Annotated in this window: 12 protein-coding genes; 2 read left to right on the top strand and 10 right to left on the bottom strand. The window is 67.0% G+C overall.

Going from position 1 to position 12,499, the window contains the following annotated elements; translation table 11 throughout:
• Nucleotides 1–230 (top strand): hypothetical protein (locus tag FIP57_RS23765; protein WP_203231361.1); only part of this gene is annotated, 230 nt, incomplete at its 5' end.
• A 146-nt stretch (nt 231–376) separates the two neighbouring features.
• Here the strand turns inward: FIP57_RS23765 and FIP57_RS19790 are convergent.
• From FIP57_RS19790 to FIP57_RS23770, 5 genes are all read right to left on the bottom strand, one after another.
• A complete protein-coding gene (locus FIP57_RS19790) occupies nt 377–2,092 on the bottom strand; it encodes a UvrD-helicase domain-containing protein (protein ID WP_148575291.1) in 1,716 nt (571 codons plus the stop codon).
• The gene (locus FIP57_RS19795) at nt 2,093–4,024 is read right to left on the bottom strand and encodes an ATP-dependent nuclease (protein WP_148575292.1); all 1,932 of its coding nucleotides are present in this window, start codon (nt 4,022–4,024) and stop codon (nt 2,093–2,095) included.
• Nucleotides 4,025–4,190: 166 nt separating this feature from the next.
• Nucleotides 4,191–5,369 (bottom strand): XRE family transcriptional regulator, encoded by a 1,179-nt coding sequence (locus tag FIP57_RS19800; protein ID WP_203231362.1) that lies wholly within the window; start codon nt 5,367–5,369, stop codon nt 4,191–4,193.
• The gene (locus FIP57_RS19805) at nt 5,366–6,136 is read right to left on the bottom strand and encodes a hypothetical protein (RefSeq protein WP_148575293.1); all 771 of its coding nucleotides are present in this window, start codon (nt 6,134–6,136) and stop codon (nt 5,366–5,368) included. The genes FIP57_RS19800 and FIP57_RS19805 overlap by 4 nt, the downstream gene beginning before the upstream one ends.
• 727 nt (nt 6,137–6,863) lie before the next feature.
• Nucleotides 6,864–7,037, bottom strand: coding sequence for a hypothetical protein (locus tag FIP57_RS23770; RefSeq protein WP_203231363.1), 174 nt, complete (start codon nt 7,035–7,037; stop codon nt 6,864–6,866).
• Between FIP57_RS23770 and FIP57_RS19810 the strand changes: the two genes are divergently transcribed.
• Nucleotides 7,024–7,971 carry a transposase gene (locus FIP57_RS19810; protein ID WP_203231364.1) on the top strand — a complete coding sequence of 316 codons (948 nt, stop codon included), beginning with the start codon at nt 7,024–7,026 and terminating at the stop codon, nt 7,969–7,971. The two genes, FIP57_RS23770 and FIP57_RS19810, sit on opposite strands and share 14 nt — an antisense overlap.
• A 97-nt stretch (nt 7,972–8,068) precedes the next feature.
• Here the strand turns inward: FIP57_RS19810 and FIP57_RS19815 are convergent, their stop codons facing one another.
• From FIP57_RS19815 to FIP57_RS19835, 5 genes are all read right to left on the bottom strand, one after another.
• A complete protein-coding gene (locus tag FIP57_RS19815) occupies nt 8,069–9,403 on the bottom strand; it encodes a hypothetical protein (protein WP_148575294.1) in 1,335 nt (444 codons plus the stop codon).
• Entirely contained in the window at nt 9,403–9,702 is a 300-nt protein-coding gene (locus FIP57_RS19820; protein WP_148575295.1) for a hypothetical protein, read from the bottom strand. Before FIP57_RS19820 ends, FIP57_RS19815 begins: the two co-directional genes overlap by 1 nt.
• A gap of 93 nt (nt 9,703–9,795) precedes the next feature.
• Entirely contained in the window at nt 9,796–10,350 is a 555-nt protein-coding gene (locus tag FIP57_RS19825; RefSeq protein WP_148575296.1) for a hypothetical protein, read from the bottom strand.
• A 13-nt stretch (nt 10,351–10,363) separates the two neighbouring features.
• Nucleotides 10,364–10,777: a single-stranded DNA-binding protein gene (locus FIP57_RS19830; RefSeq protein ID WP_148575297.1), complete on the bottom strand. Its 414-nt coding sequence runs from the start codon at nt 10,775–10,777 to the stop codon at nt 10,364–10,366.
• A 90-nt stretch (nt 10,778–10,867) separates the two neighbouring features.
• Nucleotides 10,868–12,124, bottom strand: a complete 1,257-nt coding sequence (locus FIP57_RS19835; protein ID WP_238993609.1) for a type IV secretory system conjugative DNA transfer family protein — start codon at nt 12,122–12,124, stop codon at nt 10,868–10,870.
• Nucleotides 12,125–12,499 lie beyond the last annotated feature (375 nt).

Consider the following 12,499-nt stretch of genomic DNA (forward strand, 5'->3'; position numbering starts at 1 on the left):
GAGATGCCCTTCGGGTTGAGAGCGTTGGAACCGTCGCAAGTCCCAATCTCCCAGCCCGCAAGGGCATCCTTGCGCTACGGCACGCCCACGACACCGTCAGCAGAGCGATCGTCGGTGGATCCGGGCTTAGTAGTGACGTAGACGTCGTTGCCGTTGGAGAGCACCCGCCAGCCAGGGAGGCGGAGACCAAGGCTTCGATCGTCACCATCGAGCTCGAAGGCGAATCGTAGGACGGTCTTCTTTCCCATCTAGCCCTCAGTTGTGTGGCGGTTTCGCTCAGATCTACGTTGCCAGCGCCAGCGCCGGAATGACGCTTAGTGAAAGCGGCACAACGCACCCGATGTCGAGAGTCGCGATCCTTGGTCGAATCATGTGTTCAAGACCGCGGCTCGACTGGTGTCAGTGGAGTCGCGCCCTCGGGGCGGATGAATACGACCCAATGCCGGGCCCGGGTGATCGCAACCCGAAGGAGCCGGCGGTCAGCATCGGCCTGCCGGGGATCTCCGCTGATCAGAGGGCCGTCATAGCGGCCCTCAACGATGACGACGGCGTCGAACTCCTTACCCTTCGATTTGTGCATCGTCATCACACTTACCGCCGGCGGATCCTGTCGGGCGGCGTTGACTGCTTCCTCTGCGAGGGCAACTCGGACTGAACCGACGGCGTCCCGATACCCGACGTCACCGTCCCATGCGTCGAGCAGTGCCCAGGCGAGCGCGTCGGTCGCGTGCAGTAACCGCAACAGCCTGACCTGCTTGAAGACCTCGTTGAGCTCGGTCGATCCGGCGAGCCGGGCGCGCGCTGCCTGCCAGTCGCGGACTGGTTGACCTGTGAACTCAGTTGAGTCTCCGGCGCGCTCGATGAGGATCTTCGCCGTTTTTGAGGACGGCGCACGTCCGGCGCGGACAGCCTCGATAGCGCGGTCCGTGGTCGCGATTGTGCGGCGTGCACCGTGCGTGCCGCGACCAACTTTCACTCGGTAGTACTCGGCGATCTGCGTCAGCGTGTGGATGACTGCCTCTGCGGTGCTCAGGTGGGGCCATTCGAGAACACTGGCGACGACGAGCCCAGCGGAGGCGGCAAGCTCGGGGTCCCAGTGGAGGACGTGCTCGACCGGGGGCAGGACCGAGCTGTTGGGCATCGTCTGCTCGTGCTCGAGTGCTTCCGAGACCCGGGCCGCGAGCGAGTTGGCTCTTGTCAGAACAGCGATCGTCGGCGTCGGGCCGAGTTGCTGGCTGGCGGCCTGCGCCACCACAGCGACCGCCCAGTGCGCCATCAACTCTGGCGGCAGGCGGCGATACGAACGGAAGCGCACGTCCTCTGGCGGCGTAGCGGGCCGGTTCCGGAGGACGGCGTTTGCGTAGTCCAGGAGCCCGCCGCCGGGGCTTCGGTGGTTGTCGGCCGAGAGGTCGAAGGTCGTCGGGCGCAGGAACTGCTTGGCCTCGGACAACCTGTGCTCGTCGACTCCGTCGAGGTGCTCGAAGATCCGCTGGTCGGGATCGGCGAGGCACAGCACGGTGCTCTCGCTGGCGAACGCTTGGACGACCCGCCATTGGTCACGGTTGGTGTCTTGGAACTCGTCGACGATCACGAGCGGGTACATGGCGCTGTAGAGCGAACGGACGGTGTCCGAGCCCTCGAGCAGGCTCGCGGCCGTAGGCGCAAGGGTGTCGAAGACAAAGACCGACTCTTCTCGTGCCAATCGGATCGTTTCCGTCTGCCAGTCACCGACGTGGTCGGCGCGGAGTTGGGACTCGCGCTCGGGTGTGATGAACCTGGCGGGTTTCCCGGTCAGGAGCCGAGCATGCGACCTGACGACGTCGAGGAAGAACGCGTGGAAGGTGCGGACTTCGATCCGCTCGCGGTCGCCGCGACTCAGGACGCCGACCATCCGGTCGGTGACCTGACGTACGGCAGCACGAGAGAAGGACAGGAACAGAACTCGCTGATCCAGCTGCAGCTGGGGCAGGCTCTCACGTGCCTTCCACAGCGCAATGGTCGTCTTGCCGCATCCCGGGCCGCCCTCGATGAGCACGTGGCCGACGGCGTCGAGAATGGCCCGTCGCGTCTCGTCGAGCTGGAGCTGTCCCACCTAAGTTCCGCCGCCCGCGCTCGGGGCGACAGCGCCGGAGCTATCGGCATTTGAGTTGGCAGGCTCATCGGTCGGCTGCGACTCGCCGGGGGAGGCCGCGGCCGAAGGGTCGCCGGCCAGATCGGTGGATGCTGTCGGTACAGCTGCTGGCGCCAGGTCAGCATCGATGAGGGTTAGGAACGCAACCAGTGAGGCGGGCAGCTCGGTCATGTCACGGGCCTCCCCGACGAGCAGAGGCGCGTAGCCGTCGTTGGCGCCCTTGCGTGCGATCAGGACCTTCCGCACGAGGTGGTCGACCGCATCGTCGTCACTGCCCGGGGCTAGGTAGCCGCAGTGGACCGGGTAGTCCTCCCTGGTGCTGACCGTGGCCAGGAATCGCCGCTTGACGGCAGCCGGAACTTCGGCGACGAGCAGGTCTTCGACTCCGGCGTACGGGATCTCCTGGTAGTGGGTGAAGTCGTCGGTCTTTTGGACCCGGTCCTCGTCGAAGGGGGTGGTGGGTGTGTCATGGATGCCGTAGACGGGCTTGCCGAGGCTCTTGAACAACGGCGCGTAGAGGGGAACCGAGCTGTCGTTGCCGGCGTCGAAGACTGATATGCCGGCTAGGTCGAGGTGGGTGTATCCGAGGGAAGAGTCGGCGTCGAGCACGTCGGAGACGACCGGAATCAGCGCCGCCTCGGTGGCGCCTTCGACCACTAGGACGGCCCGCGCCAGGACCGCCTCGGCGAACTGGCGCCGGTTCTCTCGGTACCGTTTGACCTTGAAGTCGGTCGGGAGCTCGATCGGCCGGCCGGACAGCTTCCCGGAAGGGTCGCGGGAGACCACCAGGAGGCTCTCCGGGGTGAAGCGCTCGATGACGTAGGGCGAGTGTGACGTCACGATTGCCTGTCCCATGCGGCGGGTGACGAAGTCGACCAACCTCCGCTGCGCGTGCGGGGGAATGGCGATCTCGGGCTCTTCCATCGCAAAGATGACGGAGTCGTCGCCCTTGAGTTCGGCGATGTAGGTGAGTAGTGCAAAGACGAGCAGGTTCAGAGATCCGGTGCTCAGCCGGTTGAAGGGAACCGGGGTCGATCCGGGGTTGCTGGCGATGAACACCCGCAGCGTCTCGCGGATGTTCTCGCGAGTCAGATCGGAGGGGTGGACCTGCACATCCTCGCCAGTGGCGCTCAGTGAGAGGAACCTCGCGATCCGGTCCTCCACACCGTCCAGAGTGCTCTCGAGGCTCGAGCCGGCCGCGAGGTCGACCTCAGCGAGGTCCTTGCGCACCTTCTCCCACAGCTCGAGGCCAGTGTCAGTCTCCAGCCGGATGATGGTGTCGAGCAGCGAGCCACGCTGGAAGCTGAGGGCTCGGGAGCCGGTGCGATTGGGCCGTAGATAGAGGTATCCGCAGTGCCGCTTGTCATCCCTGGTGAACACTCGACGGCCGCCGCCGAGCTCGTCGGTCTCGGTGGCGAGGTCGTCAACGACCGGCTCGGGGTGGGCGAAGAAGGTGCCCCCCTCAAAGTCATCCTCGGCCGGGTTGAACCGGCCACAGAAGAGCAGCGGCAGGCACCATGGGTGCGCGTCAGCCAGGTCGATCGTGTCCGGCTGGGTGTCCGCGAAGTCGTTGAGCTCGTGGTTCCACTTCCGGAGGTGGCCTCCGAACCGCCGCTCAGCACGGGCGGACAGGTCGACCAAGACGACCTCGATGAGGATGCTCGGGTCGTCGCCGGTGTCGTCATCCGTGAGGTAGCGCGAGTCGTGGAAGTCGTACTCGTCGACAACCGGCCGGCGGAGCATGCGCTCTGGGCCGAGGACCAGGTCGAGTGCCTCGCAGATCGTCGACTTGCCGATGCTGTTGGCGCCCACAAGCAAGGTGTGCCCGTCGAGGAGGAGCTCGCCCTCCTTGACGCCGCGAAAGTTCCTGATCCGGATGCGTCGAACCCGCACGCCTTGCCCGTCCCTTGAGTGTGCGCCGTCCCCCGATCGGCCGGCTCGCGGCAGAACCATGCCACATCGGTGGCTCCCCTGCCGCCATTCGACACGGAACGAAGCGGGGCGGGCCCGGGGCCGCTCGATCCATGCGCGCGCCGCGGCATCCGGCAACGGCACAAACTCAGTCCACGAGCCTGAGCACCGGCTTCTCGTCGCGCCACCCCACAAGGTTGCGGATCCTTTGAGGTGATAGGCGCAGTTCGTCTGCGAGATCGCCGAGAGTGACGCCGTGCTGGCCTGCGAGCGCGACGGCGGCGGTGAGCAGCTTCGGCACTTCCCCGGGGTAGTCAGCCACTGGTTGCGGATGGAACAAGCCGAGACCGGCAAGCTGGCTGTGTCTCTGGAAGGCGCGGCGATAGGCGGCCTCAGAGATGAGGCCCACCTCGCGGCAGCGGTAGATCATGGAACTGACGCTTACCCCCCATTCGGCCGACAGCTTGGCGAGTGCGTTGAGGTCCATCCGGCGTGGAAGAAGCGGGTGGACCTCCGCGCTTGGGGTTAGGAACTCCGCCGCGAACTGATCTGCCTGACGTTCTTGCTCGGCGTCCCCGGGCTCTGCGTCCCCATGAAGGATGAGGTGCCCGAGCTCGTGTGCAGCAGTGAAGCGATGCCGGTAGACGTCGTCGGCGCGATCGGGAGTGAGAACAATGATCGGACGTGGCAGGTGCGAGGTAGAGAACGCATCGACCGAGGCAGTGGCATCACCCGCGAACGGCGTCAGCGTGACGATGATTCCGTGCTGCTCTAGGAGCCGCACCATCCGCGGAATACGTCCCGGGGGCAGGCCCCAGCGCTGTCGCAGTTCGCGGGCGGCCTTGACCGGATCACACGGCATGATGCTCTGGTCGATTTCGCCCGCAGAGAAGCCGGGCAGGTCGACAGGAGGGATCTGGACGAGTCGCTCGAGGGCATGGGTGAGCTCCCAGACTTGCTCGGTGAATGCGAGCGCTCGCTCGCGCTCGCGAGCTGGCGTTCGCCGGAGGCTGCGAAAGTGTGCCGCCGAACCTTCAAGACGTGCGTACGGACGCCCCGCGATGAAGAATTCGGGCGGAAGATCGAAGAGTTCCGCCAGGCGTCGCAGGTGGTCAGGCCGAGGAGGGTGGGAGCCCGATTCCCACTGGCCGACCGCAACGGCCGACACCTTCAAGGCTTCGGCGGCACCCTTCTTCGTCATCGCAGCCAAGCGCCGCGCCTGGGTAAGCCTCGCCGGATCGAATACTCCAGGCGCGGCCCCACCGCTCGTCGAAACAGGCTCCTGAAAGAGCGTCAGATGGGAGGCAACGTCCTTGCGACGTGTCACTCGCCCTCAGCCTCACTCCCAGCCGCGAGCGGTTCGACCTCTTCCTCAGCGGAAGGAGACTCTTCGCGCTGCGGGCGCAGCCTCAGCCCAAGGTCGTCATCCACACCAATCGCGTCGAACCGCTCGACATTCGAAGCGCTGCGGACGGCATGCAACGGAGGCGCGATGGGCTCCTGCTGGTCCAAGTCGAGGATCCTCAGAGGCTGCCAGTGCGGCCAGGACACCTCGCCGATGACGTGATCCTCGATCAGTAATTCTCCAAGGCCGAGCTCGAAGATGCCGTCGACGGTCGAACCGAAGCCGATGACGACGGCGCAGCCGGCCTTAGACATCTCCTCGAACGCCTCCATCTCCTCGGCGTAGCGTTGGTCAGCAGCGTCGGGGTCTTCGATATCGTCGATACTGCGCTGGTCGTCGGGACGGCGTGGAGCAACCCCGAGGATCGCCACGCGCAGCTGCGACATGTCAATCCGACATTCCTGCCTGCGCTTGCGCGGGTCCGACGACACTCGAAGCGGCACGAGGACGACATTGGTCTCGTCGATGACTGGGAATTCGAAGCGACTGCGGACCCCGGCCGGACGGCGCAGAACGACGCCCGGGATCTTGCGGAGCCTGTCATTGAGCATCTCGTGCTGCGCCACGAAGAGGGTGTGCCCGTAAGCGTCCTTGGACGTCGACGACTGCGCCAGTTGTGCTCGCACGGCGTCGGCCTGAGCATCGCGCATCGCGAGTGAGATCTCGTGCTGAATCCTTGCGCTCTGCATCCCAAGCCGCCTTCGAGCCCAGGGACTGCCCCCGTTGCCATCACTCACGCCGGTTCCCCTCCAGCTGCCAAGCCAGGTCGAACTTTCGATTCGATCACAAACTACATGCCTGTAACTTTGATCGCAACGCAGACGAGTATATTTCGAGCACCCGTGGGGGATTGCCAGGCTCCGGCAGTCACGAACACGACGCTGCTGACTCGGCCGGCACGGCGGCCGCGCTGACGACCCCGGGCGAGCAAGCACAATGGCAGCCAGCAGGTTCGGACAGATCCGGAACCACCAACATCGGGCGCTCGGGCGAACGCCAGGGCCTGATCGACCTCCTGTCGAAGGGCGGAGAGCCCGCGTCATAGTGGGCTACTAGCCGATTCCCGTAGGGCCGGTGTCTGGCCAGACTCGGCTTAGGTGCTCGGCGGGTTCGCTCTCTATTGGGCTGCCCACCTGTGCGCGGGTGTGGCTCGCAACCGGTCTGCAGTCCGCCGGGCACCGCTGACGAGGCGTGGCTCAAGAAGGGACTGCCCTGCTCGTAGTAGCAATGCCCACCTCGCCGTCCACGTCGGTACGAGCACAGGCGGGAGCAGCCATGGAGCAGGTCATCATCGGGGTCGATCCTCACAAGCTGTCAGCGACTATCGAGGTCGTCGACCACCACGAACCGTTGCTGGGTTCTGGTCGGTTCGCCACCGATCGGGCCGGCTACCGAGCTATGCGGACCTACGCGAAGTCATGGCCGAACCGGGTTTGGGCGGTCGAGGGCGCCAACGGTGTCGGACGCCCGTTGGCCCAGCGGCTGCTCGAGGCTCGTGAGCAGGTCGTCGATGTTCCAGCCAAGCTCGCGGCCCGCATCCGGCGCCCGCCACGCGGGCCGCAGCGCCAGGCGCTCCTTGCTCTTCGACACCGGGCACAACCGCAAGACCGACGCCCGAGACGCCCACTCGATCGCGATCGTCGCTGTCCGCACCAAGACTCTGCGGCTGCTGCAGGTCGACGGCGAGCTCGAGGCCCTGCGGATGCTCACCGACCGCCGCGAGGCGCTGACTCGGCGTCGGGTCCAGACCGTCGATCGGCTGCAGGCGCTCTTGGCCGAACTCCTGCCCGGACAAGCCAAACGCGACATCACCACCGGCCAGGCCAAGGCCATGCTCGCCTCTGTCCGTCCGCGGGACATCGCCGGGAGGACCCGTCGCCGCATCGCCGCCGACGAGCTGGCCGAACTGATCGCGGTCGAGGCGAAGATCAAGAAGGCCACCGCCGAGCTCAAGGCCATCGTGCTGGCCCGGGGCTCGAGGCTGATGGACATCCACGGCGTCGGTCCTGTGGTTGCCGCACGGATCCTGGCTGACGTCGGCGACGTCGCGCGCTTCGCCGACCGCAACCGGTTCGCTTCCTGGACCGGCACTGCACCGCTCGACGCATCCTCCGGCGAGCACGACCGTCACCGGCTGTCGCGAGCCGGGAACCGCCGGATGAACCACATGATCCACATCGCCGCGGTCACTCAGTTGCGCATCGACACCGACGGTCGGACCTACTACCGACACAAGCGAGCCGAGGGCAAGAAGCCCCTCGAGGCGCTTCGCTGCCTCAAGCGCAGGCTCTCCGACGTCATCTACCGGCAGCTCGTCGCTGACGCCGAACTCGCCGCCGGCACGAACTCCGAGGCGGGTCCGGGAGGGCACTGCGGGGCGTCTCAAGAATCCTGCGCGGCCGACCTGCCCCCGCACATCGACACTTCGGATCAGCCACTTCCCGGACCCGCACAACCGACGCTACGCGCGGCATCGACCTCCCGGAAGTCCCGACGAAACAGAGTCCTCACCGCAGCCGGTTGACAACAGAAGGGAGCCGAATCGTGGCGCCTCGAAGGGCTTCCGCTAGATGCCTAGCACGTCCCTATACAAACAGATTTCGAACGGATGAGTGGCAGCGTTAAGCCGACAGACCATGATTACGCTTATCGGGGGAGTGGACGATCGCTGCATGCAGCTCGGCCCGGCTGCGCGCCGCACCAGTCGGCGGCGTCGGCGCCTCCGGGGCGGGGCGCAGCTTCGAGCGGACGAGTTCATCGAGGGCGGGATGCTGTGCATCGGCCAGTGGCATGAACCGCTCCTGGGTCGGAGCAACCATCTGTCCGCTGTTCTCGACGACCCGCGAAACCTTGACGCGGAGGAAGTAGGCGTCCCGGCTGATGCCCTGCTCGATGACGTCGGCAATCCGAGTGTCGAGGCTGGTGAACAGGACGTCGAACCCATGAAGCACACGGGGATCCACCGAGGTGTCCGCCGGTAGCGCATTGAGGCGACTGACGGCGTTGGCGCCTTCAAGAACGGCCGGTCCGCCAGTGCCTAGCCGCCCACCCACGTCGCGGAGCTCTCGTTGCAATGTTGCGTACGTCGTCGCGCGCGTGAGCCACTTGTCTGCCAGCCTGCGGTCGACCGGGGCGGCGAGTCGCGCGAGGCCGGCTGAGAGCAACTTCTGTGAGTCCACGACCAGGCGAAGGTTGATAGCGGAAGGGAAGGACCGCATCCGGAGCACGAGGTTGTGCTCGGCCTGCAGGACGCCGACCAGTCCCGGCCTGGCGGGGCCCTTGATGAGTTTGGTTGGTGGTCTCCAACCGCGGAGGTCGACGGAGTAGTCAGGCGGCTCGAGGCTCGAGTCGAGCGCGCAGGCGAGGGCTGCCCATCCGAGGCGTGGCGCGTTGGCGAGGGATTCCCAACCGGGGATGCGGAGGTATCGGCGGTCGAGGGTGACCAGGGCCTGGGTGATGGCTGCGACGTCGGCGACAACGGTTTGGCACTGCTGCGCCGTGAGTGAATCGTTGAGCCCGGCCCCGAAGTCGTGTTCTCCGAGCGCGGCCGCGCGGGCGATTTGCCGCCAGCTCTCGACGATCGGGACGTCGTGTGGGGTCGTCAACTCCTCGAGATGTGGGAGACGGGCGGTGGATGCCGCGGCCGCCTCGTCCAGAGCCTGGTGGAGAGCGGCGAGTGGCCCCGGGTCAGGCTTGGGAGTGCGGAAGGGATTGGCCGGTGGCTTCGCGAGATTGCTGGTGGCGAACGGGCCTACCGCGACGGCCGTTTGCCGGCACCAGACCAACGCGGAGAGTCGGAATCGGTTCATCTGGCGTCCGAACTCTGTGCGCTGGGCAGGCGAGGTCGTGACCGGCATGGTGTGGCTGCCCGCGCCTCCGAGCCGCTGTTGGATGCGGTGCTGGCGAAGGAGCTGGGCGAGCTCGGCGCGGAGTCGCCCTCCGTTCTCGCCGTACATCACAGCTCGTCGATCTGCTGGGCGTCGTCGAGCGTGGCGAGCACGAGCTCGATGTCGAGCGCGTCGACGCCGTGGCCGCTGAGCTGCTCGATCGCCGTGGTCGCGCCGGCGAGGAGAAGTTCACGGTCCTCGGGAAGCTCCTCGCTGTCGACCGCCGGTACGTCGTCGTCGTGGATCCGGTCGAGCTGAAGGATGACCCGTTCGTAAGCTGACGAGGCATGGGCGTCCTTGGCCTGGTCAGATAGGGCCGCGACGCAGGACCGGGCGTCGGCGAGTGTCGGGGCGTGCGAGACAAGCATCGGCGGTGTCCTTTCACAGACCTGTGGTTGCGATGATCGGCCTCCGCGGGCGAGTCGGTGTCGGATGCAGCGGACGCTGTGGAGAGCCGCTCGTTACAACGGGTCGCGCAGCGGCCGTGGCTGCCCCACGAGTTCGAGGGCTGCGGCTTCGACGTCCCGGCGGGCTGAGAGGTCCGCGTCGAGGAAGTCCTCGAAGTCCTCGTCGCGGTCCACGATGGGGATCTCGGGAGCCTGCGCCGGTGGTGTTTCGCCGGGCCAGGTGGTGATCCGGCTGGCCCGGTCTCGGTCGAGTCGCGTGCCGCAGGTCGACACCCAGTCCCGTAGGCGGTTGCGGGCGTCGGCGAAGTCGCGTAGCCACCCGATCGGGGCGGAGGGTGAGGCGTCCGGGTCGTAGCAGTTGAGGAAGTGGGTGTGGAGGGCGGAGAGCTCCCAGATCAGCTCGTCGTGGCGGTGCCAGAGCGGTGGCACGATCGCCGGCGGGAGGCCGAACGTGTTCTTCAGCCACTTCACCCATCGATCGAGGTCGCGCCACTCCACCTCGGCTTCGACGGCGGTCAGCAGGTTCCAGTTGACGGGCCGCGCCGGCTCCTGAGGTGTACCACTGAAGTTGGCGTAGTCGTTTGGACCGAATTTCTCGACCTCGCTCAAGGCGTCGCTCCGGTCACATGCCGACGGCAGGCTGCGGGGCAGGCGTCGGGACCGAGTCAGGCGCCTCGACCTGCCGGCGGGCCACCTCATAGGCGCATCGCTGCATGTCGTGACCGATGCGGCGGGCGACGAACTCCTCCCGGATGATGGTCTCTCCGTTCCGGCTGCCGTCGTACTCGTGGATGTAGCCGCTGGCAACGAAGACGTCGCCCTTGCGGAGCCGGGCGTACGCCGTCTCGGCCGTCTTCTCGAAGATGACCATGTCGTGGAAGCTCGGGTCGAGCTTGGTGAAGCTGCCGTCGACCTCCTTGCGGAAGTGCTCGACGCCGATGCGGGCGTAGAACCGGGCCTTGCCGTCGCTCAGGAAGTGCAGCTCAGGTGTGGAGGCGATGAAGGCCACGAGGCTCAACTGGGTCGGAATCGTCATGCTGGCTCCCGATCGTTCGACGGCGCCACTGCCGGCGCTCGCTCTCGACAGTGAGGTGCGCCGTCGGTCCCGCACCGCCGTACCGATCGATCACCGTCCCTGGAGCTCGCCCTCGACGGCGGCGCGATCATCACGGAGCCGTGCGTGGTCGCGGCGGCTGGTCCATGGGCGAAGGTCGACGACGAGGGGCGCGGTACTGCGGAGCAGAACGATGCCGGTGCCGAAGGGCAGGGTTCGGATGGCCTCGGGCGGCATGACGGGGACGCGTCGTGTTGAGCGCTGGAGGGACCGGGATCCGTAGTCGCCAACGGAGGTGGTGTCCGTGAGCTCGTCGCGTTCGCCGATGAGAGTGGAGAGGTCCTGCAGGTCGCGCGACGCGGAGGCGCCGCCGAGGACGATCTTGACGATGGAGGCGTCCCAGATCGCGCCGGCGGCGTGGTCGCCCCACCTGTCCCGGGCCTGGGACAGCGACTGGAGCACGGGCATGGTGGTGATCCCGGTGCCACCTCCCTCCGCCATCAGGACGGGTAGGGAGGGAAGAGGTGACAGGTTGCCGATCTCGTCGAGCGCGAAGAGGAGGGGCGGGTCGAGGCGGGCTCTCGGTGACCTCGCCGCGAGGTGCCGGGCAGTCTCCGCAAGGTCCTCGAGCAAGGCGGCGACCAACGGCCACGAGGCGCCGGCGCCCGCGCCCGTGGCGAGCAGGTAGAGGGTCCCGTTCGAGGAGAGGAAACGGTGAGGGTCGAAGTCCTCGCCCGGACGGGGACTGACGGCGTCGAGCACGCGTGGGTCGGCAAGAGCTGAGAGTGCCTGAGAGACGCCCATCCAGATCGAGTCGCGGGTCCGGGGGTCGCTGTTGATCATCGAGTCCAGCGAATCGGCCCAACTGGTGGCCGACTCGGGATGGCTGGAGAGGATCGCCACCGCGTCCCTGGAGGCGGCCGGCGAGAGGGACCAGTCGAACAGGTCGCGGGTCGCTCGGTCGCCAAGCGCCGCGGCGTGGAGAAGTGCCTGGAGAGCGGCCGCTGTCTTGCCCTCCCAGAATCCACCGGACTCGACGCCGCCGCGGGACAAGCCGGTGGCCGACGCCAGGCCCCGTGCCCTGATCATCGCGGTCAGCGGGTCGGTGCAGCCGCGGATCGGTGACCACCGCAACCCGGTCGGGAGTCCGGCGGCGAGGCGCTGCGGGTCGAAGACCGCCACCGGCCCACGGGATTGGCGGGCCCTCAGGGTCGCTGCGATGTTGTCCGGCCGTGTCGAGGTAGTGACCACGGCACCGGGCGCGTCGAGGATCGCGTTGATGACCAAGTGCAGCCCCTTGCCCGAGCGGGGCGGCCCGATCACCAGCATCGAGTCCTCGACGGAAGCCCAGACCTCCTGACCCCGAGACCGTCCCAACAGGTAGCCGACGTCTGTTGCGACTGCCTTCGCGAGAGCGGGCCGGAGGGTCCCGGCTCGCCTGAGCAGTGCTCGACTGGACGCGGTAGCCCGGACGTCGTGAGCGGTGGCGATTCCGGCAAGGCGCCGCGGATCGCGCCGGTGACGCTGGCGAGCGAGGGCGAACCTGCGCCAGCCGAACCACCCGATCACCGCGGTCGTCGTTGCGATGAGCAGGAAGACGAGCCAGAACGCCGCAGCGGAGACGGATGGGCTCCCCAACGCGGCGCCGGGCGACTGAGGAGTGGCGAGCACTCTGGCGCCTGTCTCGATGCCGCCGGTCGGCCG

This window comes from Nocardioides caldifontis, from assembly GCF_008087345.1.
Taxonomy (GTDB): domain Bacteria; phylum Actinomycetota; class Actinomycetes; order Propionibacteriales; family Nocardioidaceae; genus Marmoricola_A; species Marmoricola_A caldifontis.